The organism is Cohnella thermotolerans DSM 17683 (genome assembly GCF_000429825.1).
GTDB classification, from domain to species: domain Bacteria; phylum Bacillota; class Bacilli; order Paenibacillales; family Paenibacillaceae; genus Cohnella; species Cohnella thermotolerans.
In genome coordinates this window covers 61,210-86,597 of the sequence record NZ_AUCP01000023.1, presented here as the reverse complement: position 1 = coordinate 86,597, position 25,388 = coordinate 61,210, and the positions used below count along the sequence as shown (strand labels likewise).

Below are 25,388 nucleotides of genomic sequence, written 5' to 3'. Positions count from 1 at the left end.
GTGGCAGACGAGGCGAATGAAGACACCAGACTGATCGAAAGGGATAATGGGAGGGGTCAGGGGAAACGAGACACCCGCCGGGGGGAGGCCCTGAATCGAGGGGATAATGGGACGAGTCAGTAAAAGAGAGAGACGCGCCGAGCGAGAAGCCTGAATCGAGGGGATAGTGGGATGAGGTCGAAAATAACGATATGTTGATGGACAGGCCGCCCCCCTGAACCGAAGGGATAGACCGGCAAATTGTCCGAATCACTTGTTAAACCGCAGGTTTTCGTTATAAACTTAATACCATGTTCCTCCAAGATGGGCACGAATTAGAGGCAAAGGAGTTAAGCGAAATGACCGTTCACAGCAAAACGAGCCATTGCAAAATCGTGGACTGCACGGTTCGCGACGGAGGGCTTGTCAACAATTGGGATTTCAGCGTCGAATTTGTCCGGGATTTGTACAACTCGCTGGACGAAGCTGGTGTCGAATACATGGAGATCGGCTATAAAAACTCCCCCCGCCTCCTCAAAGGCTCCGAGAACGCCGGACCGTGGCGTTTTCTCGACGACGATTTCCTGCGCAAGGTCATCCCGGAGAAAAGAAGAACGAAGCTGTCCGCGCTTGTCGACGTCGGCCGCGTGGACGAGAACGACATTCTTCCGCGCAGCGAATCGCTGCTCGACCTGATCCGCGTCGCCTGCTACGTGCGGGATACGGCCAAAGCGATCGAGCTCGCTACGCTGTTCCACGAGCGCGGCTACGAGACGACCATCAACATTATGGCTTTGTCCAACGTGATGGACAACGAGCTGACCGAAGCGCTGCAGATGATCAGCGATAGCCCGATCGACGTCGTCTACATCGTCGATTCCTACGGAAGCCTCGATCCGGACGACATTCGCTACCTGGTGGAAAAATTCCGGCGCGGCCTCAAAAACAAGCGCCTTGGCGTTCATACGCATAATAATATGCAGCTTGCCCTGGCGAACACGCTGACGGCGGCCGAGATGGGCGTTGAGCTGCTGGACGCTTCCGTCTACGGAATGGGCCGGGCGGCCGGCAACTGCCATACGGAGCTGCTGTTGGCCAAGCTGTCCAAATCCGATTACAATTTGCGCCCTCTGCTCGGCATGATCGAGCGCCACATGGTGGATTTGCGCCGGCGCGAGGAATGGGGCTACCTGATTCCTTACATGATTACGGGCGTGCTGGACGAGCATCCTCGATCGGCCATGGCATGGCGCGCGTCTCCGGAGCGCGACGAGTACCTGAATTTTTACGATAAGATGACGACGCCCGAAACGTTCCCGAAAGCTTGAACCTAAAGCTTGACACGACATGGACGGCTCTCTGCGGAGGGCCGTTTTCTTTTTGTTCCGATCTCTCGACAAAAAACGCGGGATGGGCTATCTTGGAAGATAAAAAGACTACGGACCGGCTTGCAGCCGTCCGAAGGGAGCGTGAACCGTTTGGACTCGAATGCGATCGATCGTATAACCGCCGCGTTGAAGGGCAGGGGAGCGCCGGCGTTAACGCCGGGTTCTGTTTGGCATCCGGGCCTCGACCGGGAGATTGCGCAAATTCCTTCCGGCACGGCGCCCGATAGGCGCCAGGATGTTCATGCGCTGGCCGCCGCGCTGCACTTGTGGAACGATAGTCTTGAAGCCGCGCACGAAATTGTCCAACTTTTCGAACATTATCCGACCTGCAATCTCGTCCACGCCATCGTGCACCGGCGGGAAGGAGACTACGCGAACGCGAAATATTGGTTCAGGCGAGTCGGCGCTCATCCGTCGTACCCCGGACTGCAGGCGCGCGCCTCCCGGCTGCTTGGCGGGACGGACTGGTCGGACAAAGGGATGGATATCCGTCTGGCTTCGGCTTTGAGCGCGATGGCGGCGCAAGGTGACTGGAATCCTTATTTGTTCGCGGAAGCCGTAGCCATTCAGGAGTCCCTCGTCGGAGACGACGCCGCCCGCGCCGTGCTGGAGTCGCTTCAACTGCTGGAGTTGGAGGGCTTGGTTCGCTATATTAACGGTCTGCTCCTAAAGGAAGGCCAAGGAGGGGACCGGACATGAACAGGGAAGCGAAGAAGAAACAAACCCGGGCCCGCATTATCGAGGCGGCCATCGGGCTGTTCGAGCGGCAAGGGTACGAAGCGACGACGGTGCAGCAAATTACGGATCTGGCGGATGTGGCCAAAGGGACGTTTTTCAATTATTTTACGTCCAAGGAAGATTTAATTCTGGAATTGCAAGGTTTCATTCTAATGCGGGAGATTGAGAGCAAACGGGGCGTTCCGGGTCCGATTTTGCCCCAGCTTCACGAGAGTTTGCAGGCGTACGCGCGCCATTTTCCGATGACGCCGCCGCTGACCCGCGCCGTCCTGCAAGGCATCTACGGAAGCCAACGGGTCGGCACGGCCCAATTCGCAAGAAGCGAGGAGTTTTTGAATTACGTTGCATCGATTATTGCCATCGGGCAGGAGAGAGGCGAAATCCGCAACGATATGTCTGCGGATAAAATAGCCAGACTCGCGGTACAGTGCTACTACGGCGTGCTGATGTTCTGGGCGCTCGAACAGTGCCAAGCGTCTTTGGAGGAGCAGATGGCGGCTCAATTCGACGTTTTTTTCGACGGTATCCGGACCGGTTAGCGAGGCAAGCTCTGCCCGTAGCCTTGCAGTTCGCCGATTCCGCGTATCGCGGCGGCGCTGTGAATCGTATTAGGGTGAAAATAGGCGCTGCCTCTCAACCGGCGTCCGCCGATCGTGACGGCTTCGACGGAGATGGAAATGTCCTCGGTGGCGGCGAAGCGCTTGAGCAACCGTTCGTCGGCGACCCCGTCAACGTCGATGAACCAGGACAACGTTCCGTATTCGTGAATGACCATGAGCTTGGCGCGCTCAAACGACAACGCCCAATTCTCCTCTTCCTGCGCGATTTTCAAGGCCGCCAATTCAAAACTCTCCATGTCTCCTCATCTCCCGTTGATCCATTTCGCGCACTTGCCGCATGAGAAGATTGTAGCCGGAACCGGGAGCGGTTTGCAAACTGAAATCGGCGCCGTTCCTGTTCCTCCCCCAAAAATATAGTCCGATTTTTGAAATGCAAACGGGTACGGGAGGCTTAAAGTGAAGCTGTTTATTTACGGTTCCTTGCTGCCGGAATTCGAGCAGCATGCGCTCATTCGTCCTTATCTGATAGGGCCCTCACGGCCGGGAAGGGCTGACTGTCGCGGACCGATACGAGGAGTTTTACGGCATCGAAGAAAGGAACGATTACGAGCGCATATGGCTGTCCGACGCGGACGACCCGCAAGTCGGCGGGTGGGCTTACGTCTGGACCGACGCGCGAGGATTGCCGTTCGAGGACGGAGATTGGTGGCCGGATATTGGAAAAGGTTAGCAAGGTCTGCGCTCCGGAAAAAACGATCGGGACACGTGCGGCACCAACGCAGTTGAACGGGCCGTTCGTTCGGGTTACGATGGGAGGAGCGAAATCGGCCGCCGATTCCGATCGGGGCCGCCATCCGACCGCGTAAGCGGATTTCGGCCGTTTTTTTTTTCGATTGCAAGCCCAAGGAGGTTTTCATTTGATGTTGCCGTCCCGACCCGTTACCCTTCGCAACCGCAGGCCGTTCCGGAGCCCGCTCGTTCGTTGCTGCTTGATTTTGCTCGCCGTTTTGTCGCTTGCGGCCGGATGGTTTCCGGGATCGGCCGACGCTCACGCCGTTCTCGAGAAAACGACGCCCGCACAGGACGCCAAGCTGGCGGAGAGTCCGCCTTACGTGGAAGTTTTATTCAATGAGCGACTCGACTCTTCTTCGGAAAACAAATTGCGGGTGCTGGACAGCTCTTCCCGCCCGGTCACGAACGCGGCAGCGGAGCGGATCGAGCAGGGCAAAGGCCTCCGGCTCGCGCTGCCCGCCCTCAAGGAAGACTATTATACCGTCACCTATGACGTCATTTCGGCGGACGGCCATCCCGTATCGGGCGCCTACGTTTTCACCGTCGGCAATCCGCCGCAGCTCCCCGATTCGAGCAGCCTCGATCCGCACGCGCAGATCGGCCATGACGGCCACCAGCACGGGGGCGCGAACGACTTGACGACGTCGTCGTTCCTGCTTTACGCATCCCGCATCGTCTACTATGCGGGCTTGCTCGTGCTCGCCGGCTTGCTCGTCTGGAGCCTGCAAAAAGGCGCCGCCCCGGCCGTGCGCGATGCCCGGGAAGCGGCCGTCGGCTTCATGGGCAAGTTCGCGTTGTGCGCGACGCTCGTTTACGTCGTCCTGAGCCTCAACAATTTGGCGCAGGGGGAGCCGTTGTCGGAATGGGGGCGCATTCTGACCCGGACGACGGTCGGCAAGCTTTACGCGGCCGGGCTTTTGCTGGCGATCGCCGCGCCGCTGCTGAAAGGGCTTGGCGCGCCGGCGCGTCTGTTCTGGACGGCGGTCGCCCTGTTCGTGGAGGCGTGGAGCGGGCATGCGGCGGCGTTCGACCCGATCGCCTATACGGTCGCGCTCGATTTCGTCCATTTGGCCGCGGCTTCGGTCTGGGGAGGCGGGCTCGTGCTGCTCCTCCTCGTCTGGCGCAAAGAGCGTCCCGAAGCGGGACGGTTCGCGATGCGCTTTTCCCGATGGGCGCTCGTCTCGTTCCTCTTGCTCTGGGCGACGGGCATTTTGAGCGTGCTGGTCTTCTTGCCGTCGCTCGACTATTTGTTCTACACCGCTTGGGGAAAATGGCTTATCGCCAAAATCGCCTTGTCCCTGCTCGTCGTCGCGGCCGCATTCTTCATCCGGCTGCGCCTGCGCAAAGGAAATTTGCCGCAGGGCGGAATGCTTTGGGTTGACGGGGGGTTGCTTGCGGCGATCGTCTTCGTGGTGGGCATTCTCACCTACCAGAACCCGCTGCCGGCGAACGAACCTCTGCATTATCACCAGATGGGCACCGACATGCATGTGACGCTGCGCATTTCGCCCAACGCGCCGGGGAACAACGCGTTTACGCTTAAAGTGTGGCTTCCCGAGAAGGCGGGACAGCCGAAGAGCACGGTGCTTCGCCTGCAGCCGCTGGACCGCAAGGACGTCGGGTATATCGAGGTTCCGCTTGAGTCATACCAGGACAGCGAACTGGACGATTTCCCCGGCTACGTCAAAGCGGCCTACAAGGCGGACGGTCCGTACTTGCCGTTCGCGGGCAATTGGGAGGCGCAAATCCGCGTGACGGATTCGCAGGACAACGAGATCGTCAAATCGACGACGTTCCGGATTTATTGACGAGGCGACGCCGGCTTCACACCGCAGACGGAGGATGAACCGCCCATGCGCAGGAACGACCAGAAGATCAAATGGCTCATTTTGCTGACGCCGACGCTGACGATCGGCTTGTGGGAATATATCCGCCATGCGTTTCTGCTGCCCTACTTGAGCATGGAGCTGGGCAATTTCCTCGCTCCTTTCATCGTGCTGGCCGTCACGCTGACGCTGGTGCTCGGGCTGTTCCGCCGGCTGGAACAATCGCAGAGCGATTTGCAGCGGGAGAAGTCGACGAACGCGGCGCTGGAGGAGCGGGAGCGGCTCGCCCGCGAACTGCACGACGGCATCGCCCAGTCGCTGTTTTTGCTCGCGGTCAAGCTGGATCAGCTCGACCGCGCGGCGACGGAGGAGGCGGTGCGCCGGCTGTCCGGGGAGCTGCGGGAGACGGTGCGCGACGTGAACGACGACGTCCGGCAGGCGATCGCCAATTTGCGGCTGCCACCGTCCGCGGCGGAGGCGGCCTGGGTCGTGCCGCTCCGGGAGCTGCTCGGCGAGACGGCGGACATCATCGAAGCGAAGGCGGAGTTCCGCTGGAGCATCCCGGACGACAGCCTGACGAACAAGGAAAAGGTCGAGCTGCATGCCTGCCTCCGGGAAGCGCTGATCAACGTGCGCAAGCATGCCAAGGCGCGGGAAGTGACCGTCGTCGGCGAGGCGACCCCGCAGGGCGGATTCCGCTGCGCTGTCGAGGACGACGGCGTCGGTTTCGACGGGGACCCGTTCGAGATTCGGGGCCGCTTCGGCTTGCGGATGGTCCGGGATCGGGCGAAGCGGATGGGCTGGTCGTTCGCGGCGGAGCGGCGGGACGGTCGGACCGTAGTCGAGCTGGTTAAGGAAGGGGGGCGAAACGCGTGACGCAGCCGTTTCGGGTCATGCTCGTCGACGATCACAAGCATGCCCGGCAAGGAATGAGGGAGATCGTCTCCGAAGGCGATGACTTCGTCGTCGTGGCGGAGGCGGCGAGCGGCGAAGAGGCGCTCGAATGGATGGACAAGGCGTCACCCGAGCTTGTGCTGATGGACATTTCCATGCCCGGCATGAGCGGCTTGGAGGCGGCCAAAGCGATCAAAGCCCGTTATCCCGAGGTCAAGATCGTCATGGTAACCGTGTCCGACGACCCTGCGCATCTGTTCGAAGCGCTCAAGAAGGGCGCGCAAGGCTATTTGCTGAAAAACCTGAATCCGTCCGCCTGGCGCGAATATTTGCGGGCGATCGCGTATGACGAAGCGCCGCTCAACCCGGATTTGGCGCTGTCTATCTTGCGGGAATTTGCCGGACGTTCCGGGCAGGGCGAGAGAGCCCCGCACGGCCTCTCCGGCAGTCGGCCGGCCGGCGACGACTTCCGCGAAGGCTTGACGCCCCGCGAGAAGGAGATTCTCCAGGAAGTGGCGCGGGGCCGGACGAACCGGGACATCGCGGCGGAGTTCGGATTGTCCGAGCATACGGTCAAAAACCATTTGAAAAACATTTTGCAAAAGCTGCATCTGGCCAATCGCGTCCAGCTTACCCGCTACGCCTACGAGCGGGGCTTGGTCGATCCCAAGTAGCGTTTGCGTTTTCCCAAATTTGTCACGGAATCGGCCGCAGACTAGCCCTTTGTAGTCATGCGGCGCGCACGACGCTCCGCTTATACTGGGAACATCCTTAGATGATTCAGGAAGGTTGGATGTTTTCGTGAAGAAGAGCGTTGCCGTATTGCTTGCTTTATTTTTGGCGTTGGGCTTTGCAGGTGTCGCCAGCGCCCACGTCACGGTGCAGCCGGGTTCGGTTCCGGCGGGCTCCTATCAAGTGTTCACGCTGCGGGTGCCGTCCGAGAAGGAAGCGGCTACGACGCAAGTGAAAGTGGAAGTTCCGGACGGTGTCGACGTCACTCGCTTCGAGCCGAAAGCCGGCTGGACGTACGAGACGGAGAAAAACGCGGACGGAAAAATTACGTCCTTCACCTGGAAAGCGACGGGAGAAGGTCTGGGCGCGACGGAATTCGGTCAGTTCAACTTCCAGGGCAAAGTGGCGGACGACGCCAAGGAGTTGGTCTGGAAAGCGCACCAGACGTATTCCGACGGCAGCGTAGTCGATTGGACGGGCGCCGCCGACGCCGACACGCCGGCTTCGGTAACGGCCGTAACCGCCAAAGTGGCCGATGGGGACGATCACGGCCATGGCGGAGGAGCGTCCGCTTCCGCCGACGATGCTTCCGAGGGCCGCGACACGCTGACCCTAAGCCTATCGATCGCGGGCGTCGGTCTGGGCGCGCTTGCGCTTCTCATCGCCCTGTTTCGCCGGCGCAAAGCGTAACGGTTGAACGGCGCTTTGCGCGCAGAGTCCTCCCGCCGGGGGGACTTTTTTTTCGCAACCGTCCCACTATCCCCTCGGTTCAGAACCTGCTGGAGCGTTTAGCACAGCCGTCCCACTATCCCCTCGACTCAGAACTGTTCCTGCAGCAAATGGCGAAGTCATCCCACTATCCCATCGGATCAGAGCCGTCCTTGTCGTGTTCCGCGATGTCGTCCCATTATCCTGGGTGTTGGATATTATAAATTTTACAAAATTATATTAAAATGGAATTATTTTGTTTGGCCTGAAGCAAGGGGATAGTGGAACGGGGTGCTAAACAGACAGGGGGAACGAGAGTAAGGAAAATTATGGTAGATGGCCACTCTAGTCTGAAGCGAAGGGATAGTGGGAGGAGGCGGCGGAAACGAATTTTATGGCTGCGCCTGCGGGGTGAGAGGTTGACAGATTCTTCAGACGTGTGTACAGTGTGGATTAGGAATTCCACTAGGGGCGCCCGCATGGGCTGAGATAAGGCGGCTTCGCCTTGGTCCCTTCGAACCTGATCTGGGTCATGCCAGCGTAGGAAAGTGGACAATGTGCGTACATAAGGCAACGCTCGGGGATACGTTGCGGGAAGTTGGCGGAACGCGGCACGCAGTCTTTTGCGGCCTAGGCCGTTTGCCAACCCGGTCTCGCAGCGATCACGCGGCGGTCGGCCTGCCTGTATAACGACACATTTCAGCCGCTCCTTCCGGGGCGGCTTTTCTGATGTTGCGGCAGCGATGCCGCTAATTCGGAAAGCGGCAAACAGACAGCAATTCGCAGCACACCCGGTACACGAAGCGAAGGGTGTTCGGCCGCAAGGCCGTCGCCCCGCATGGAACGGCGCTCTTGGCCGATCGGCCTCAAGCTGAGGCACCGAATGGGCCCGAAGAGGTGAGTTCGGTTCCCGTACCGACGAATGCCATGGCACCTGTCCGATTTTCGCCGTCCGTCCGTTCCTGTGCAACGATCTGCGGCCTCCTAGGGGGATTCCCAATCCGACCTTTAGGAGGTTTTTTGATGCCGATTTTAACGAATTCGTTGCCGGGCAGCCGCAAAACGTACATTGTCGGCTCCAGTCCCGACATTCGCGTGCCGGTGCGCGAGATTGCGCTGGAACCTAGCCGAAGCCGCGACGGGAGCGAGACGCCGAACGAGCCCGTGCGCGTTTACGATTCCAGCGGCCCGTACACGGACGAGACGTACGAGGCGGATATTCGCCGGGGGTTGCCCGCCCTGCGGGAGAGCTGGATTGCCGCGCGGGAGGACACGGAGACGTACGAGGGAAGAACGGTCAAGCCGGAGGACAACGGCTTCGCGACAGAGGAAACCGCAGACCGCAAAGGAGCGGAGAAGTTCCCCGGCCTGCTTCGCCGTCCTCGGCGCGCGTCGGCCGGGCGCAACGTGACGCAGATGCATTATGCGCGGAAAGGAATCGTGACGCCCGAGATGGAGTTCGTCGCGATCCGCGAGGGGATGAGTCCGGAGTTCGTGCGGCAGGAGATCGCAGCCGGGCGCGCGGTGCTGCCGGCCAACGTCAATCACCCGGAGAGCGAACCGATGATTATCGGCCGTCATTTTCACGTGAAAATCAACGCCAATATCGGCAACTCGGCCGTCGCCTCCTCCATCGAGGAGGAAGTGGAGAAGATGACGTGGGCGACCCGCTGGGGAGCCGACACGATCATGGATTTGTCCACGGGCAAAAACATCCATACGACGCGGGAGTGGATCATCCGCAATTCGCCCGTGCCCGTCGGCACGGTTCCGATCTACCAGGCGCTGGAAAAGGTCGGCGGCAAAGCGGAGGACCTGAGCTGGGAGGTGTTCCGCGATACGCTGATCGAGCAGGCGGAGCAGGGCGTCGACTATTTTACGATCCACGCCGGCGTCTTGCTGCGGTACATTCCGCTGACTGCGCGGCGGGTGACGGGGATCGTCTCCAGGGGCGGCTCGATTATGGCTGCCTGGTGTCTTGCTCACCACAAGGAGAATTTCCTCTATACGCATTTTGAAGAGATTTGTGAAATTATGAAAGCATACGACGTAACGTTCTCGCTTGGGGACGGCCTTCGGCCGGGTTCAATCGCCGACGCCAACGACGAAGCGCAGTTTGCGGAGCTGGAGACGCTGGGCGAACTGACGGACATCGCCTGGAAGCACGACGTGCAGGTGATGATCGAAGGTCCGGGTCACGTTCCGATGCATTTGATTAAGGAAAACGTGGACCGGCAGATGGAAGTTTGCAAGGAAGCCCCGTTCTATACGCTCGGCCCGCTGACGACGGATATCGCGCCGGGGTACGATCATCTGACGAGCGCGATCGGCGCGGCGATGATCGGTTGGTTCGGGACGGCGATGCTTTGCTACGTGACTCCGAAGGAGCATCTCGGCTTGCCGAACCGGGAAGATGTGAAGGAAGGCGTCATCGCGTACAAGATCGCGGCGCACGCAGCCGACCTGGCCAAAGGGCATCCGAACGCCCGGGTGCGGGACGACGCGCTGTCCAAAGCGCGCTTCGAATTCCGGTGGCGGGACCAGTTCCACCTGTCGCTCGATCCGGAGCGGGCGATGGCGTACCACGACGAGACGCTGCCGGCCGAAGGGGCGAAAACGGCGCATTTCTGCTCGATGTGCGGGCCGAAATTTTGCAGCATGCGCATTACCCAGGACATTCGCGAATATGCGGCGGAACGCGGGCTGGACGCGTCGGAAGCGATCGACGCCGGTCTGAAGGAGAAGGCTGACGCGTTCAAAGCTGCGGGGAGCAACATCTATGCTTGAGCCGGCGGAGATGGAGGAGCGGTATTCCCGCCAAATCCGTTTCGCTCCGATCGGCATCGAAGGACAGCTTCGCCTGCGAGACTCCGCCGTGCTGATCGTCGGCGTCGGGGCGCTGGGCTCGTCGCTCGCCCAGCAGATGACGCGGGCGGGGGTCGGGATCGTCAGGCTGGCCGACCGCGATTATGTGGAACCGAGCAATTTGCAGCGGCAGTCGCTGTTCGACGAGGAAGACGCCCGAGCCGCCCAACCGAAGGCCGTCGCCGCCGCGGCCAAGCTGCGGCGCATCAACGGCGCCGTTCGGGCGGAGCCGTTCGTGACGGAAGTGAATGCGAACACCGTGGGGGCGCTGCTGAACGGCGTTCAACTCGTCCTCGACGGAACGGACAACGTCCGCACGCGAGTTGCGCTGAGCGACGCCTGCTTCGCCCGGGGGGTGCCGCTGCTGTACGGAGGCGTCACCGGCTCCGAGGCGATGAGCGCCGCCCTGGTGCCGGGCGAGACGGCTTGCCTTCGCTGCCTGATCGGCGGGGATGAAGCCGCCGAGCCGGAGCAAACGTGCGATACGGCCGGCGTTATTTATCCGGCCGTGGAGCTGGCGGCGGCACTGCAGGCGGCCGAGGCTTTGAAATGGCTGAGCGGCAACCGCTCGGCCCTTCGTCGGACGTGGCTGACGGCGGACGTCTGGCATTTCCGGCTCCGGGAATGGACGCTGCCGGAGGGACGGGCGAATTGCCCGTTTTGCGGGGGCGGTGTGCGGAAGCTGAGCGGTTGGGATAAGCCGTTTGCTGCCGGCGGAAGGGATGGACCGGCAGCCGCCCTCGTAGGCGGGAAACGAGCAGCCGTCGACGGAGATAAGCTTAGGGCTGCCGGCGGAACGGAAAATCCGGCCGTGCCGCGCGAAGCGGGCGGCGCGGGGGCCGCAGCGGAAGAGCGGCCGCCTCGGCCGGCTCAAAGGGATGCGGACGCTCCGGGGAACTCCCATGCGGGCGAGCCGGAGGCGACCGTGCTGTGCGGAAGGGATTCGATCCAGGTGACGACCGGCCGGGCGCTGTCGCTGGAGGAGAGCGAGACAAGGCTGCTGGCGCGGGGATGCGTCGTCACGGCGAGGAACCCGTACCTCGTTCGGGCGGTGTCGCCGGAGGGGGAGCGGCTCGTCCTGTTCGAGGACGGCCGCGTTCTCGTTCAGGGAACGAGCGATCCCGAGCGGGCGGTCCGGCTGTGCCGGATGTATGTGGCGGCACAGCCGGAACGGAAGTCGGACAACGGAGGGGAAGCTGATGCGGAGCTTGAACGATTGTAAGCTGTACGTCATTACGGGCGAAAATTATCACAAAGGCCGCGACCTCCTGGAAGTTATGGAAGCGGCGATCCGCGGCGGCGCGGATATCGTCCAGCTCAGGGACAAGGACGCCGCCGGGCCGGAGCTGCTGGAGAAGGCCCGCGCTTTGCGGGAGCTGACGAGGCGTCTCGGCGCGCTTTTTATCGTCAACGACCATCCCGAGATCGCCCTGGCCGCGGAAGCCGACGGCGTCCATCTCGGGCAGGAGGATTTGCCGATCGAAGCGGCGCGGGCGCTGGTCGGTCCGGACCGGCTGATCGGCATCTCGACCCACTCGATCGGCCAGGCCAGAGCGGCGGAGCGGGCCGGTGCCGACTACATCGGGGTCGGGCCGGTCTATCCGACCGGAACGAAGCCGGGCCGGCCGGCGGTCGGGACCGGTTACGTGGCGGAGGCTGCGGAGGAGATCCGCATTCCGTTCTTCGCGATCGGCGGCATTCATCCCGGCAACGCGGAGGAGGTGCTGGCCGCCGGGGCGCGGCGGCTGTGCGCGGTGTCGGCCGTCGTCGGCAGTCCCGATCCGGCGGCCGTCTGCCGCGAGCTGCGTGCGCTGATCGAGCGCGCGCAGCTTAGCGCGCCGCTTCCCCGGACCGGCGGGGGGCGCTTGGCCAAAACCGTCGTCGTAAACGGCCGCGCCGAGACGACCGACGCCGACACGCTGCAGGAGCTGGCCGCGTCTTTCCGGTTCGGCGAGAAGCTGGTCGTGGCGGAGCGCAACGGGGAAGTGGTGCCCCGGGCCGACTGGACGTCCACGCCCGTCGGCGAGGGCGACCGGATCGAATTCGTCCATTTTGTGGGAGGGGGCTGATCGGCGGCATGAACACACTCAATGAAATCGCAGCGGATCGCAATAGTACGGACGTGCTGACGATCGGAGGAACGAAGCTGCGTTCGCGATTTTTTCTCGGAACGGGACGATACCCGAGTCCGGCGGTCATGCTTCAGGCGCTGGAAGCGTCCGGAGCGCAGGTTGTCACGTTCGCCGTCCGGCGCGTCAATCTGGAGGAGGTGGAAGACGATTCCATTCTCCGCCATTTGACGGAGCGGAAGGACCTGATTTATTTGCCCAATACGTCGGGAGCGGGCAACGCGGACGAAGCGGTGCGAATCGCGCGGCTGGCGAGAGGAGCCGGGCTGGGCCATTGGGTCAAGGTGGAGATCAGCGCCCATCCTTATACGCTGCTCCCCGACCCGGTCGAGACGCTGCGGGCGACGGAACGGCTGGCGAACGAAGGCTTCGTCGTGCTGCCTTACGTCTCGGACGATCCGATTCTGTGCAAAAGGCTGGAGGAAGCCGGAGCGGCGGCGGTCATGCCGGGCGGCTCTCCGATCGGCACGGGACTGGGCATCCTGAACCCGTATCATCTCGGTCTGATCGCCGAGGAAGCGAGCGTGCCGGTCATCGTCGACGCGGGCCTCGGCTCGGCGGCGGACGCGGCACAGGCGATGGAGCTCGGCGCCGACGGCATTCTGGCGAATACGCCGGTCGCCAAGGCGCAGGATCCGGTCGCGATGGCGCGCGCGATGCGGCTGGCGCTGGAAGCGGGCCGGCTGTCCAGGCTGGCGGGCCGCATTCCGCGCAAGCGGTACGCCACGGCGAGCAGCGAGCCGGAAGGCCGGCTGTTCGGGGTTCCGGCAAGCGGGGGGCCGTTCGAAGCGGGAGCGCGGGGAGAGAAAGCGGCGGATGATGCGGATGCAAAAGGCGGGGCTGCGCATCGTCCGGCGGCCGGCCCCGGCGGCGGAGAAGGATTCGCGGCGCACGCGGGGGGACGGTCGCGATGAAGCCGACGGTGCTGATCGTCGGCGGCGGGATCGTCGGGCTCTCGTGCGCCTTCGAAGCGGCGTCGCGCGGGCTTAGCGTCACGGTGCTGGAGCGGGGCGAGTTCGGCGGCCAGGCTTCGGGAGCGGCGGCGGGAATGCTCGCGCCGTTCTCGGAGAACGGGGAAGGTCCCGACCCGTTTTTCCGCCTCTGCCTGGAAAGTCTGCGCCTGTATCCGGAGTGGGTGCGCCGGGTGGAAGCCGCATCGGGCCGGCGCGTCGATTGGCTGCAGACCGGCAGTCTGCAGGTGGCGCTGCACGAAGCTGATCTGCTGCCGCTTCAGACGCGCCAGGGCTGGCAGCAAGCGTTCGGCGCCGTCGAGCGGGTGGACGGCGCCGCTTTGCGCGAGCTGGAGCCAAGCTTATCCGGGCAGGCGATCGCGGCGCTATATTGCCCGGAGGAGAGCCACGTGCACGCGCCCAAGCTGGTGGCGGCGCTGGAGCTCGCTTGCCGGCATATCGGCGTTCGTCTGGTGCCGTATTCCGGCGAAGTGCTGCGGACGGCCGCCGAGGGACAGACGGGCGTGCGCGTGGAGACGGAAGCGGCGGGCGCATACGCCGCCGATCTGGCCGTCTGGTGCACCGGCGCCTGGAGCGGGCGGCACGAAGGGTTGCTGGGGCTGCCCGTTCCCGTGCATCCGATCCGGGGGCAAATTTGCGCGTATGAGAAGCCGCCGGCTGAAGTTCGCCACATGGTCTTTTCCTCGCAGGCGTATTGGGTCCGCAAGGCGGACGGCAGCCTCGTCTGCGGCGCTTCCGAGGACGTGTCGGGGTTCGATTGCAGCGTCACCGAAGCGGGCATCGGACGGCTCGTCCGCTGGAGCGGGAAGATGTTCCCGTCGCTGAACGGCGCGGCGCCGGAACGCCGCTGGGCGGGGCTGCGCCCGGCGACGCTCGACGGCTGGCCGCTGCTCGGGCCGCTGCCGGAGATGCCCCGCCTTTTCCTGGCGACGGGGCATTATCGCAACGGCATTTTGCTCAGCCCGGTGACGGCGGCGATCGTCGGCGGATGGCTAAGCGCGGGAGGCGGCAGCTTGGACGTCCGCCGCGCGCCTTTCGCGCCCGACCGCTTCGCTCGGGCGAAGGCGGGGCAGAGATGAGCGTGGCAAGACCCATTTTCCCCGAGCCGACTTGATTGCGGGCATGCATTCCCCTATAATAAGCAATAATAGATTTGACAAAAGCGTAGATGGAGACAAGTACGCAGCGCCTTCCTCGCAGGGAGGGAACGCCGGAGACTGGAAGCGTTCCTAGGAAACCAGGCTGCCGAAATTCACTCCGGAGCTTTCCTTTGAACCCGCGCCCCGGGCGCCGGAAGTAGAGGGCAACGGCAGCGGCCCGTTACGCCGCGCTAGAAGCGGGAATGTCCGGCGTCGCCAAGCTTTTGGAGGCGGACGGACGTTTCAACAAGGGTGGTACCACGGTCCTATCGTCCCTTTTCGGAGGGAGAAGGGCCTTTTTATTTTTCCGGATAAGGAGAGACGCGTCATGAAAGAACGATTGGAAGAACTCCGGCGCGAGGCGCTGGAACGGCTTCAGGGCGCAACCGACCCTGGGCAGTTGAACGAACTTCGGGTTCAGTATCTCGGCAAAAAAGGGCAATTGACCGAAGTGCTCCGGGGAATGGGGAGCTTGAGCGCGGAGGAGCGCCCGGTCATCGGACAGGTGGCGAACGAAGTTCGCGCGGCCATCGAGGCCGTCATCGCGGAGAAGCAGGAAGCGTTCGACCGCGCCGAGACGGCCCGCCGCCTGCAGGAGGAGACGATCGACGTCACGCTGCCGGGCAAACGGCCGACCGCCGGCACGATCCATCCGCTGACGAAGGTGACGCAGGAGATCGAGGATATTTTCCTCGGCATGGGCTACTCGATCGCGGAAGGGCCCGAGGTGGAGACCGACTTCTACAACTTCGAGGCGCTGAATCTGCCGAAAAACCACCCGGCCCGCGACATGCAGGATTCGTTCTACCTGACCGAAGACATTCTGCTGCGCACGCATACGTCCCCGGTGCAGGTGCGGACGATGCGCGCCGCGGGCGGCAAGACGCCGCTCAAGGTCATCTGCCCGGGCAAAGTGTACCGCCGCGACGACGACGACGCGACGCATTCGTTCATGTTCCATCAGATCGAAGGGCTCGTCGTCGGCCCGAACATCCGGATGAGCGACCTGAAGGGAACGCTGCTTCAGTTCGTGCAGGCGCTGTACGGTCCGCAGACGCAAATCCGGCTGCGGCCGAGCTTCTTCCCGTTCACCGAGCCGAGCGCCGAAGTGGACGTCACCTGCGCGCAATGCGGCGGGCACGGCTGCCGGATGTGCAAGCATACCGGCTGGATCGAGATTCTCGGCTGCGGCATGGTTCACCCGCGGGTGCTCGAATACGGCGGCTACGATCCGAAGGAAGTGTCCGGCTTCGCCTTCGGCATGGGCGTCGAGCGGATCGCGCTGCTCAAGTATGAGATTGACGACATCCGTCATTTTTACAACAACGATCTTCGGTTCCTCGGGCAATTCGCCCGAATGTAGGAAAGGAGCGGACCTGATCCCATGAACGTATCTTACCGTTGGTTGAACGAATACATCGATCTGAGCGGCATCGAGCCTGCGCAGTTGGCCGCGCTCATGACGCGCGGGGGCATCGAGATCGACTCGGTGCCGTCCCGCAACCTGGGCGTCAGCCGGGTCGTCGTCGGCCTCGTCAAAACGCGCGAGAAGCATCCCGACGCCGACAAGCTGAGCGTGTGCACGGTCGACGCCGGCACGGGCGAGGAGCTGCAGATCGTCTGCGGCGCCCCGAACGTGGCCGCGGGATTGAAGGTGCCCGTCGCCCTCGTCGGCGCGAAGCTGCCGGGCGGCGTGCAGATCAAGCGCGCGAAGCTGCGCGGCGTCGAATCGCAGGGGATGCTCTGCTCGGCGCGCGAGCTCGGCATCAACGACAAGCTGCTGCCGAAGGAGCAGCAGGAAGGGCTTTATATTTTGCCGCCGGACACCGAGATCGGCCGCGACATTCTGGACGTGCTCGCGCTGGACGACTCCGTGCTCGAGCTCGACCTGACGCCGAACCGCTCCGATTGCCTGAGCATGATCGGCGTCGCCTACGAGGCGTCGGCGCTGACGGGCCGGCCGCTCCGTCTGCCGGAGCCGGCCAAGGAGCTGTACGCCTCCGAGGACAAGACGGCGGACCATATCCGGGTGTCCATTCGCGACAAGGAGCTGTGCTCCCACTACTCGGTCCGCTACATTAAAGGCGTGAAGATCGGCCCGTCCCCACTGTGGATGCAGAACCGGCTCATCGCCGCGGGCATCCGCCCGATCAGCAACGTTGTCGACATTACGAACTACGTTATGCTCGAATACGGCCAGCCTTTGCACGCATTCGACGCGGCGAAGATCGCCGGTGGACGAATCGAAGTCCGTCTCGCCCGCGAAGGCGAGACGCTGGTGACGCTGGACGGCCAGGAGCGCAAGCTGGAGCCGCACATGCTGCTCATCGCCGACGCCGAGAAGCCGATCGGGCTGGCCGGCGTCATGGGCGGGCTCAACTCCGAGGTGACGAACGACACCGTCGACATCGTGCTCGAGTCCGCGCGCTTCGACGGCGGCACGATTCGCCGCACGTCGCGCCAGCTCGGCCTGCGCTCCGAAGCTTCGTCGCGGTTCGAGAAGGAAGTCGATCCGGGCCGCGTCCGCGACGCGCTCGATCGCGCCGCGGGACTGATGGGCAAGTACGCCGGCGGAACGGTTGCCGAAGGCATCGTCGAAGAGGTCGTCTCCGAGGCGAAGCTGGCGGTCGTATCGATCGCGCTGGAGCGCATCAACCGTTTTCTGGGGACGTCCCTGTCGTCGCTGGAAGTGAAAACGATCTGGTCGCGGCTCGGCTTCGAGGCCGTCGGCACGGCGGAAGGCGTCTGGGAGGTCACGGTGCCGACGCGGCGGGGAGACATCGTGCGGGACGTCGACCTGATCGAGGAAGTAGCCAGGCTGCACGGCTACGACGAAATTCCGACGACGCCGATCGAGGGGCCGACGACGACCGGCTTCCTGACGAAGCCGCAGGCGATCCGCCGCGAGCTGCGCAGCCTGCTGGCGGGCAGCGGCCTGAGCGAGGCGATCAGCTACAGCGTCACCTCGACCGGAAGCGTCCGCCTGTTCCCCGATCTGAACGGCGAGACGGAGGGACACAAGCCGATTCCGCTCGCGATGCCGATGAGCGAGGAGCGCAGCGTGCTGCGCACGGCGCTGCTGCCCAGCCTGCTGGAGGCGGTCGCCTACAACCGGTCCCGCAAGACGGGCGACGTCGCTCTGTTCGAGATTGCGAACGTCTACCATTCGAAGGAGGCGGCGCTGACCGGCCTTCCCCGGGAAATTCCCCGGCTGGCGTTCGTTCTGCACGGCAACCGGACGGCTTCCGCCTGGAACCGCGCGGCGGAGAAAGCCGATTTCTACGATGCCAAAGGCATTCTGGACGCCGTGTTCGAGCGGCTGGGCGTCAGCGGCAGAATCGCTTATGAAGCGGCGCAGCCGGAGCATTTCCATCCGGGCCGCACGGCCGCGCTGAAGCTCGATACGGAGAACGGAACGGAGACGATCGGGTACGTCGGGCAGCTTCATCCCGACCTGCAGCGCGAATTCGATCTCGGCGACACCTACGCGGCGGAAATTTCGCTTCCGCAGCTTTACGAGTACGCCGACGCTTCGATCGTTTACCGCGCGCTTCCGCGCTACCCGGCGGCCGAGCGCGACATCGCCGTCGTCGTCGACCGCGGCGTGGAAGCGGCGGCTCTCGTCGCGGCGATCCGTGAGGCGGCGGGAGAGCTGCTGGAATCGGCCCGCGTGTTCGACGTCTACACCGGCGAACGCCTGGGCGCGGACAAGAAGAGCGTCGCGCTGGCGCTCGTCTACCGCAATGCGGAACGGACGCTGACGGACGAGGAAGTGACGGCGGCGCACGACCGGGTGCTGGAAAAATTGGAACAATCTTTCGGGGCCGAGCTGCGGAAGTAAGCAGGAAACGGCCCGACGCGCAGCGAATACATCATGACGCAAGTTATCGGCATTTTCGGCTACGGGACGGATCGGGGCCGCAAGTCGCTTGCGCGCGGTGGATTCGCTGCGATTTTTCTTGGGGATTAGGGGAGGTACGAACCGTGAATGCTGACGATCGGACACGCGTAACGGTTGACATATACGGCACGCAATATACGTTGACGGGACATTCCAGCGCGGACCACATGAAGCGCGTCGCCTCCATGGTGAACGAACAGATGCATAAAATCGCGAGCGGCTCCCCGCGGCTGGACTTGTCCAAGCTGGGCGTCCTGGCGTCGGTGAACATGGCGGACGAGCTGCTCCGCCTGCGGCGGGAGAACGAGCGGCTGCTGAACGAGGAGGCGGAGCGGCTGCGGCTGGCCGAGGAGCTGGAGTCCGTCCGCGCGACGCTGGAGACGGTCCGGCAGCAGGCGGAGCTCGAACGGGACGAAGCGAACCGGAAGCACGACGAGCAGCTCGAGAGCCTTATGACCGATTACGAGGCGCAGATCGCCGCGCTTCGGGAGGATTTCGAGCAGCGTTCGGACGAGCTTCGCCGGACATCCGAGGAGCGGGAAGCGAGGCTGCGGACGGAGAGCGAAGCGAAGCTTGCCGCGTTGTCTTCGGAGCTCGGGGGCAAGCTGTCGTCCGCCGAGGCGGAGCTGGCGAGCGCCCGGTCCAAGCTGGAGACGGCGAAGACGGCGCTGGCCGCTTCGGAGGCGAGAAGAGCAAGCGAGGCCGAGGAGCTGAAGGCCGCTCACGAGAAGGAAGTCGGGGCGCTTCAAGCGGAGCATGAGGGTTTCCTGCAAATGCTGAAAACTTCGCACGCCGAGGAGATCGAAGCCTGCATTTCTACCTATGAGAAAAAGCTGGCGGATCTGGCTGCGGAATACGAGCAGAAGCTGGATGAGGAACGGACGATTCTGTCGTCCCGCTCGGAGGCGCTGCTGTCCGAATATTCGGCGCTGCTCGAGAAGACGCGCTCGGAGCACGCGGCGGAAATCGAGAGCATGCGGATCGAGCATGCGGAAGAGCTCGCGAGGCTCGGCAAGGCGCATGCGGCCGAGCTGGAGAACGTCCGGTCGGAGCATGCGTCCGAATTGGAGCGTATGCAGGCCGAGTTTGCGCAAGTGCAAGCGGATCTGTTGGCCGAGCTGGAGACCGAGCGGTCGGAATACGCCTCGGGCATCGAGAAGCGCGAAGAGGCGCACGCAGCCGAGCTGGAGGCGATCCGTTCGAAGCACGCGGCCGAGCTGGAGGCGATCCGTTCGAAGCACGCTGCCCAGTTGGAGCGGCTTCAAACGGAGAAGAACGCCAAGCTGGAAGCGTTGCGGTCGGAGCACGAGGAGCTGCTTGAAGCGCTGCAAGCGGAGCACGACGCTTTCGTGCGATCGTTGAAGGCGTCCCACCAGGCGGAGCTGGAGGCGCTCGAAGCCGCGCAAGCCCGGTTGGCGGAGGAGCGCTCCGAATGGATGGCGCAGGAGAAGAGGCTGCGGCTCGCCGCGCAGGAGCTCGAGGAAGAGAACGCGAAGCTGGCGCTCGCCGCCCAAGAGGCGCTCCGGGCCGCCGACGAGGCGCGCAAGGTCGCGGAGGAGCGGGAGCGGGCACGGCAGGCGCTGGAGGCTCAGGCCGCCGAGCGCGCGAAAACGGAAGCGGCCGCCCGGGAGAAGGCGGAGCGGGAACGCGACGAGCTGGCGCAGCTGCTGGACGAGCTTGCGGATCAGGAGCGGACCGCGAACGAGGCGATGCGGCGGCTGAGCGAACGCGCGGAGACGCAGGAGAAGCTGGCGCGCGAAGCGGCGGCCCGCACGGCGGAGCTGGAGAGCCGCTTGGCGGAGCTCCAGCGCGAGTTCGAGCGCCGGAAGGAAGCGGCGGAGCTCGCCGAGCGCGAGCTGGAGGCGGCGAGGGCGCAAGCGGCCGCGATGGAGGCGCTCGAAGCCGAGCGCTCCGCGGAGCTGGAGCGCCTGCAAGCGGAGTACGCCGACAGGCTGGAGCGGCTCCAGGCGGATTACGGCGCGAAGCTGGAGGCGCTGCAAGCCGAGCTGGCCGATCGGAGCGAAGGCGCGGAGCGCGAGGCGGCCGAGCAGGCGGAACGAGCGGATCGGCTCGAGACGGAGCTGCTCTCCGTGCGCCGGGAGCTCGAGGCGCTGCAGGAGGAATACGCCAAGCTGCAGAACGAATACAACGAATGGATCGATATGCTCGAGGAAGAGACTTGAGCTAAATGCAGGCTGAGCGGCCCTTTTCCGTTGATGACGGGGAATGGCCGCTTTTTTTTCTACGACAGCAAGCTGTAGCCCGACATCGTCGGCTTACAGAAGCGTATCGCGACGCAGCTTCCATGATCGGCAAGATTAGAGAAGCGGTCAACAAGTTGATTGTGTCCGAGTTTGAAAAGCACGGCATCGAAGGCCTCGTTCCATCTCACGGGGACATCCTGGCGTTCCTCTATGCAAAGAACGGGCTGTCGGCGATATATCGCCGAAGCGGACGCGATTACGTTTATTTACCCGATCTGGTGGACGGGCATGCCCGCCATTCTTAAAGGCTACGTCGACCGCGTGTTTGCCTACGGATTCGCTTATGCCTATGGCGAGCAAGGAGTCGATAAGCTGCTGCAAGGAAAGAAAGGTCTCATCATCAATACGCACGGTACGCCAAAAGAAATTTACGATCAAATCGGCATGACGGCCGGGTTGAAAATTACGTCCGACACCGGGATTTTCGATTTTACGGGGATCGAGCCCGTGGAGCATCTTCTTTTCGGCAACGTGCCTCATGCGGGAGAAGCGGCGCTGAAGGAAATGCTGAAGCAAGTCGAACAAACCGTAGCATCCGTTTTTTAAGAACGTTCCGTTCGATCCCGCAGAACATGCCGGACAGGCGTGTTTTTTGCTTTGCGGCGACGCATTTCTTTTATCATGAAAAAGAAGGCGGCCGGTTTCTTTCACGGGGCCGATTACGCGGATGGCGGTTCATTTTATAATGGCGGCAGAAGGAACGAATAGATGATGCGAGGTGCTGGAAAATGAAGCTTCAACTCGTCCGCCATGCGACGCTGTGGGTAAACTACGCCGGTCTTTCCTTCCTTGTCGACCCGATGTTCGGCGATGCGGGCGTCGCGCCGCCGATTGCCAATTCTCCGAACGACAGACGCAATCCGCTCGTTCCGCTGCCTTCCGGCGTCGATTCGTGGCTGAACCCGGACGCGGTCGTCGTGACGCATCTGCACCGGGACCACTGGGACGACGCGGCCGCCGCCGCTCTTACGAAAACGCTGCCGATTCTATGCCAGCCGGGCAACGAAGCGGCGATCGCCGGCGCGGGTTTCGCAAGCGTCACGCCTGTCGATTCCCGCATCGAGTTTCGGGGCGTGACGATCAGCCGGACCGGCGGACAGCACGGAACGGGGGAGATCGGGCGGACGATGGGGGCCGTCTCGGGCTTCGTTCTGAAGGCGGAGGGGGAGCCGACGGTGTATATCGCGGGAGATACGATCTGGTGCGACGAAGTGCGCGAGGCGCTGGACGGCTTCCGGCCGGATATCGCGGTCGTCAATGCCGGAGGCGCCCGGTTCAGGACCGGCGATCCGATTACGATGGACGCGGACGGTGTCGTCTCCTTTTGCCGCTATGCCTCTTATACGAAAGCAGTCGCCGTGCACATGGACGCCATCAACCACTGCCTGGTGACGAGGGCGGATTTGCGAGCCAGACTGGCGGAGGAAGGGCTGCTTCAGCAAGTAGCGATACCCGGGGACGGCGATTGGATATGAGCATCGTCATCTCCGACGATCCGCGGCTGCTGAACGAACCTTATGTCTACGATTATTTGCACGAACGCATGTATTGGGCAAAGTCGCTGACGTACGAGGTTTTCAAGCGGTCGGTTCGCTACTCCGCCGTCGTATTCGGCGTTTGCGACGGGAAGGCGGCAACCGGCGATCGCGGGGCGGGCGAAGCCATTGGATGCAAATTCTCAGAGAATAGGAAGCGGATGGCCCGGAGAGCGAAGCGTGTTTTTTTCATAACAGTATGGGCTTAACGTTTTAGAAGCTTACGAACCCCAGACCCCTTATTTCGCGTTCGAAAGCCTGTTGGGGAAACTTAACGAACGGAGGAACCCTTATTCGTTTAAAGCGATGCCCCGTTCAAGAAAATCCGGATTTTAACGGTTCGTCGGTTCGTTGGTGTGTGGAAAACGCGTTTTTGGGGCAAATAACGATCGCCGTGTTCGTTAGGGCGAGCGGCTCCCGCGAGGGATGCCGGACCGGCAGCGAACGAACTCCCCGGGCGGTTCTTGGTGTAAAGCTCCTTCGGCGTCTTCGGACGACGAAGGAGCTTTTGCTTGTCGGCCGGAGGAAGCGTGCTGTGCGACGGAAGCGGATCGAGACGACGGCGGGAGGGTGATTGGGGGGCCGATTCGTGGCTTCTTGCCGACGTTCGGCTCGCTGCCGGGCGGGTGGGCGGGGTTAAGCAGCGAATCGCTGCCAAAGCGGCGCTAGGCGTGAGGCGCCCGATGAGTGAAGTAGCGAATCGCTGCTGTAGCGGCACCGGCCGCGGGTCGCCGGACGCGTTAGGTAGCAGATCGCTACCAAAGTGCGCCCCCTGTGGAGCAATTAACAGACGTTGGCAAATAAAAGTTGTTCATTTTCTACAAAATGTTATCGTTGTTAGATTTAATTCGACATAATATAATGATAACAAATACCACATATTGGGGGCAGCATCATGAAATTTGCCGGATTTATTCGCTTTCGCGGCGGATTGAGCGTGGGAAGCAAGCTTTTTATCGCGTTTTTTGCGGGCATTGTCGCTTTCGTATGCATCGTCGGCGTCCTGTCGTACCAAATTTCCAAAGGCATCATTGTCAAGCAAGCGCAAACTTCGTTCGAGGAGACGATCGCCAAAACCGGCGAAAACGTCGTACTGACGCTTGACAGTGTTGTCAGCGCTTCGAAGAAGCTGGCCGTCGACAAAACGTTCGCCCAAAACGTGCAACAACTGCGCCGGTCGAACGACACAAGCGAGCGGATCGCGCTCGCCGGGCGGATTGCGGACTCGTTCCGTTCGGCCCAGGCGGATTCTTCGGTGATCGGCTCGATCGCGGTGCTTTACGACGGAGGCGGCGTGACGAGCGAAGGAAAAGGCGTAGCCGGCGACGCCTACCAGGCGGAATGGGTGGCGCAGGCGGTTCAGGCGAACGGCCAGCCGCTCTGGCTGGCTTCGCAAGGCGAAGGCAAGGGCTTTGTCAAAACGAACGATACATACAAGCCGGAGCCGTCCATCCTGCTCGCCCGCTTGATCCGGAATCCGCAGACCGGCGAGGATGCCGGGGTTCTCGCGATCGAGGTGAAGCTGAAGTCGCTGGCGGCCGGTCTGGGGGGCGTGGCTGGCGCGAGCCTGTTCGTTCTGGACGGGAACGGCCGCTTCGTCTACCATCCGGATTACGCGAAGCTGGCGCAGCCTTCCGGGATCGGGACGGGCGAAGGGGCGGACGCCGGCGCTGCCGGCGGGAAGCAGATTGTGGCCGAATATCCGCTGGAAGGAACCGGCTGGTCGCTCGTCGGCACCGTTCCGCAGAGCCTGCTGACGAAGGACACGGTCCGGATTGCCCAAGTGACCGTTTACGCCGCCTTTGGGGCGGCCGTCTTCGCCGCGCTGCTCGGGTGGGCCGTCGTCCGAATGATCGCGCGTCCGGTCACAAGCATTACGAAGCTGATGGAACGGGCCGCTGGCGGGGATTTGACCGGACGGGCTCCCCAAAGCCGCCGCAAGGACGAGATCGGGAAGCTGGGCGCCCATTTCAACGAGATGATGGCCAATACGAGCCGGCTCATCCGGGAGACGGTCGAATCGGCGGCATCGGTGTTCGAGACGGCGGCTTACGTGGAACAGGAGTCCAGGCAAAACGCGTCGTCGGCAAGCCATATCGCCGATTCGACCCGCGGCATATCGGAAGGCGCCGTTTCGCTGGCGGCCGACGCGGAGCGGGGCGTCGTGCTGGCGGAAGAAATTATGGGGGCCGTCGGCGGCGTTATCGAGGCGAACGGCGTCATGGAAGCGAAGGCGGCCGAAGTGAGACGCGCGGGAGAAGAAGGGCAGCTGCAGCTGCGGAATTTGTCCGAAACGACGGGCAAGGTGGAGGAAGCGAACCGCGCCATCAACGAACGGATGGCGGCGCTGAGCCGGCAAACCGCTTCCGTGGCGGAATTGCTGGAACAATTGAACCGGCTGGCGAGGCAGACGAACATCTTGTCGCTCAACGCTTCCATCGAGGCGAGCCGGGTCGGCGCTTTGGGCAAAGGCTTTCAGGTGATCGCCCAGGAGATGGGCAATCTGGCCAAGGAATCGGAGAGCAACCTAGGGCGGGTAGCCGAATGGATGCAGTCGATGGCGGGCGACATTCAGGGAACGACGGAGGAGATGGACCGCGCGAAGCCATGGTTCGAAGAGCAATTCAAAGCGATTGTCCGGACGGAAAACCTGATCGGAGAAGTCGGCAGCCGCATGGTCGAGTTCGAGGAGAGCTTGAATGAAACGACGGAGAAAATTCGGAAAATGAATTCGGCGCAGCAGTCGCTGCAGGAGACGATCATGAGCGTCGGGGCGGTATCCGAGCAGTCGACCGCCTCGGTCCAGGAGGTGGCGGCTATGACGGGAGAGCAGGCGGAGATCAGCTCCCGCCTCGTGGAGCACGCGCAGCGGCTCGCCGCCCTGTCCGAACGGCTGAAGGAGCTGCTGATTCGTTTCCGCGTATAGCCCTAAAAAACGAACGGCATCCCGCATGCGGGATGCCGTTC

The 25,388-nt window shown here is 62.8% G+C and carries 19 protein-coding genes, 2 pseudogenes, 1 riboswitch and 1 other annotated feature; of the genes and pseudogenes, 20 read left to right on the top strand and 1 reads right to left on the bottom strand.

Annotated features, from left to right (window positions below; genetic code table 11):
• The first annotated feature begins 338 nt into the window (after nt 1-338).
• From G485_RS0105070 to G485_RS28230, 3 genes are all read left to right on the top strand, one after another.
• Nucleotides 339-1,307 carry an aldolase catalytic domain-containing protein gene (locus G485_RS0105070; RefSeq protein WP_027091658.1) on the top strand — a complete coding sequence of 323 codons (969 nt, stop codon included), beginning with the start codon at nt 339-341 and terminating at the stop codon, nt 1,305-1,307.
• Between the two features lie 141 nt (nt 1,308-1,448).
• Nucleotides 1,449-2,066, top strand: coding sequence for a hypothetical protein (locus G485_RS25155; protein ID WP_156922123.1), 618 nt, complete (start codon nt 1,449-1,451; stop codon nt 2,064-2,066).
• Nucleotides 2,063-2,644 (top strand): TetR/AcrR family transcriptional regulator, encoded by a 582-nt coding sequence (locus G485_RS28230; protein WP_027091657.1) that lies wholly within the window; start codon nt 2,063-2,065, stop codon nt 2,642-2,644. Before G485_RS25155 ends, G485_RS28230 begins: the two co-directional genes overlap by 4 nt.
• Here G485_RS28230 and G485_RS0105055 read toward each other — a convergent pair.
• Nucleotides 2,641-2,961 carry a hypothetical protein gene (locus G485_RS0105055; RefSeq protein ID WP_027091656.1) on the bottom strand — a complete coding sequence of 107 codons (321 nt, stop codon included), beginning with the start codon at nt 2,959-2,961 and terminating at the stop codon, nt 2,641-2,643. The genes G485_RS28230 and G485_RS0105055 overlap by 4 nt on opposite strands.
• Nucleotides 2,962-3,585: 624 nt before the next feature.
• Here G485_RS0105055 and G485_RS0105050 point away from each other — a divergent pair.
• The 17 genes and pseudogenes from G485_RS0105050 (at nt 3,586) to G485_RS0104965 (ending at nt 25,347) form a co-directional block, all read left to right on the top strand.
• On the top strand, nt 3,586-5,265 hold the full coding sequence (locus G485_RS0105050; protein ID WP_051318035.1) for a copper resistance CopC/CopD family protein: 1,680 nt from the start codon (nt 3,586-3,588) through the stop codon (nt 5,263-5,265).
• Nucleotides 5,266-5,310: 45 nt separating this feature from the next.
• Complete coding sequence (locus G485_RS0105045) at nt 5,311-6,159, top strand: sensor histidine kinase (RefSeq protein WP_027091654.1); 849 nt, start codon at nt 5,311-5,313, stop codon at nt 6,157-6,159.
• The gene (locus G485_RS0105040) at nt 6,156-6,851 is read left to right on the top strand and encodes a response regulator (protein ID WP_027091653.1); all 696 of its coding nucleotides are present in this window, start codon (nt 6,156-6,158) and stop codon (nt 6,849-6,851) included. Before G485_RS0105045 ends, G485_RS0105040 begins: the two co-directional genes overlap by 4 nt.
• 127 nt (nt 6,852-6,978) lie before the next feature.
• Nucleotides 6,979-7,599 (top strand): YcnI family copper-binding membrane protein, encoded by a 621-nt coding sequence (locus G485_RS0105035; protein WP_027091652.1) that lies wholly within the window; start codon nt 6,979-6,981, stop codon nt 7,597-7,599.
• Between the two features lie 475 nt (nt 7,600-8,074).
• A riboswitch (TPP riboswitch) is annotated at nt 8,075-8,181 on the top strand.
• Between the two features lie 459 nt (nt 8,182-8,640).
• The gene (gene thiC / locus G485_RS0105030; protein WP_027091651.1) at nt 8,641-10,404 is read left to right on the top strand and encodes a phosphomethylpyrimidine synthase ThiC; all 1,764 of its coding nucleotides are present in this window, start codon (nt 8,641-8,643) and stop codon (nt 10,402-10,404) included.
• On the top strand, nt 10,397-11,704 hold the full coding sequence (locus G485_RS28225; RefSeq protein ID WP_084423115.1) for a ThiF family adenylyltransferase: 1,308 nt from the start codon (nt 10,397-10,399) through the stop codon (nt 11,702-11,704). Before thiC ends, G485_RS28225 begins: the two co-directional genes overlap by 8 nt.
• On the top strand, nt 11,682-12,551 hold the full coding sequence (gene thiE / locus G485_RS0105020; protein WP_035154788.1) for a thiamine phosphate synthase: 870 nt from the start codon (nt 11,682-11,684) through the stop codon (nt 12,549-12,551). Before G485_RS28225 ends, thiE begins: the two co-directional genes overlap by 23 nt.
• An 8-nt stretch (nt 12,552-12,559) precedes the next feature.
• Nucleotides 12,560-13,348, top strand: a pseudogene (locus G485_RS25140) (thiazole synthase); the annotation flags it as partial.
• Between the two features lie 173 nt (nt 13,349-13,521).
• Nucleotides 13,522-14,661, top strand: coding sequence for a glycine oxidase ThiO (gene thiO / locus G485_RS0105010; RefSeq protein WP_027091649.1), 1,140 nt, complete (start codon nt 13,522-13,524; stop codon nt 14,659-14,661).
• Nucleotides 14,662-14,738: 77 nt separating this feature from the next.
• Nucleotides 14,739-15,001, top strand: a binding site (T-box leader).
• 48 nt (nt 15,002-15,049) lie between these two features.
• Nucleotides 15,050-16,084 (top strand): phenylalanine--tRNA ligase subunit alpha, encoded by a 1,035-nt coding sequence (gene pheS / locus G485_RS0105005; RefSeq protein ID WP_027091648.1) that lies wholly within the window; start codon nt 15,050-15,052, stop codon nt 16,082-16,084.
• Nucleotides 16,085-16,105: 21 nt separating this feature from the next.
• On the top strand, nt 16,106-18,562 hold the full coding sequence (gene pheT, locus G485_RS0105000; RefSeq protein ID WP_027091647.1) for a phenylalanine--tRNA ligase subunit beta: 2,457 nt from the start codon (nt 16,106-16,108) through the stop codon (nt 18,560-18,562).
• Nucleotides 18,563-18,705: 143 nt separating this feature from the next.
• Nucleotides 18,706-20,805, top strand: coding sequence for a cell division protein ZapA (gene zapA, locus G485_RS30785; protein WP_051318034.1), 2,100 nt, complete (start codon nt 18,706-18,708; stop codon nt 20,803-20,805).
• A gap of 5 nt (nt 20,806-20,810) precedes the next feature.
• Nucleotides 20,811-21,131, top strand: coding sequence for a hypothetical protein (locus G485_RS30350; protein ID WP_169732291.1), 321 nt, complete (start codon nt 20,811-20,813; stop codon nt 21,129-21,131).
• Nucleotides 21,055-21,432 (top strand): annotated as a pseudogene (locus G485_RS25130) (NAD(P)H-dependent oxidoreductase); the annotation flags it as partial. The gene G485_RS30350 and the pseudogene G485_RS25130, both read left to right, overlap by 77 nt.
• A gap of 182 nt (nt 21,433-21,614) precedes the next feature.
• On the top strand, nt 21,615-22,361 hold the full coding sequence (locus G485_RS0104975; protein ID WP_027091645.1) for an MBL fold metallo-hydrolase: 747 nt from the start codon (nt 21,615-21,617) through the stop codon (nt 22,359-22,361).
• The gene (locus G485_RS0104970; protein WP_027091644.1) at nt 22,358-22,630 is read left to right on the top strand and encodes a hypothetical protein; all 273 of its coding nucleotides are present in this window, start codon (nt 22,358-22,360) and stop codon (nt 22,628-22,630) included. Before G485_RS0104975 ends, G485_RS0104970 begins: the two co-directional genes overlap by 4 nt.
• Before the next feature lie 728 nt (nt 22,631-23,358).
• Nucleotides 23,359-25,347 carry a methyl-accepting chemotaxis protein gene (locus G485_RS0104965; protein WP_169732295.1) on the top strand — a complete coding sequence of 663 codons (1,989 nt, stop codon included), beginning with the start codon at nt 23,359-23,361 and terminating at the stop codon, nt 25,345-25,347.
• The last annotated feature ends 41 nt before the right edge of the window (nt 25,348-25,388 follow it).

Bases quoted from the DNA above. Each gene is read 5' to 3' on its own strand.
- G485_RS0104975 (WP_027091645.1), top strand. From the start codon at position 21,615: ATGAAGCTTCAACTCGTCCGCCATGCGACGCTGTGGGTAAACTACGCC.
- thiO (WP_027091649.1), top strand. From the start codon at position 13,522: ATGAAGCCGACGGTGCTGATCGTCGGCGGCGGGATCGTCGGGCTCTCG.
- thiE (WP_035154788.1), top strand. From the start codon at position 11,682: ATGCGGAGCTTGAACGATTGTAAGCTGTACGTCATTACGGGCGAAAAT.
- pheS (WP_027091648.1), top strand. From the start codon at position 15,050: ATGAAAGAACGATTGGAAGAACTCCGGCGCGAGGCGCTGGAACGGCTT.
- pheT (WP_027091647.1), top strand. From the start codon at position 16,106: ATGAACGTATCTTACCGTTGGTTGAACGAATACATCGATCTGAGCGGC.
- G485_RS0105045 (WP_027091654.1), top strand. From the start codon at position 5,311: ATGCGCAGGAACGACCAGAAGATCAAATGGCTCATTTTGCTGACGCCG.
- G485_RS0105055 (WP_027091656.1), bottom strand. From the start codon at position 2,961: ATGGAGAGTTTTGAATTGGCGGCCTTGAAAATCGCGCAGGAAGAGGAG.
- G485_RS0105050 (WP_051318035.1), top strand. From the start codon at position 3,586: ATGTTGCCGTCCCGACCCGTTACCCTTCGCAACCGCAGGCCGTTCCGG.
- G485_RS28230 (WP_027091657.1), top strand. From the start codon at position 2,063: ATGAACAGGGAAGCGAAGAAGAAACAAACCCGGGCCCGCATTATCGAG.
- G485_RS0105070 (WP_027091658.1), top strand. From the start codon at position 339: ATGACCGTTCACAGCAAAACGAGCCATTGCAAAATCGTGGACTGCACG.
- G485_RS30350 (WP_169732291.1), top strand. From the start codon at position 20,811: ATGCAGGCTGAGCGGCCCTTTTCCGTTGATGACGGGGAATGGCCGCTT.
- G485_RS0104970 (WP_027091644.1), top strand. From the start codon at position 22,358: ATGAGCATCGTCATCTCCGACGATCCGCGGCTGCTGAACGAACCTTAT.
- G485_RS28225 (WP_084423115.1), top strand. From the start codon at position 10,397: ATGCTTGAGCCGGCGGAGATGGAGGAGCGGTATTCCCGCCAAATCCGT.
- thiC (WP_027091651.1), top strand. From the start codon at position 8,641: ATGCCGATTTTAACGAATTCGTTGCCGGGCAGCCGCAAAACGTACATT.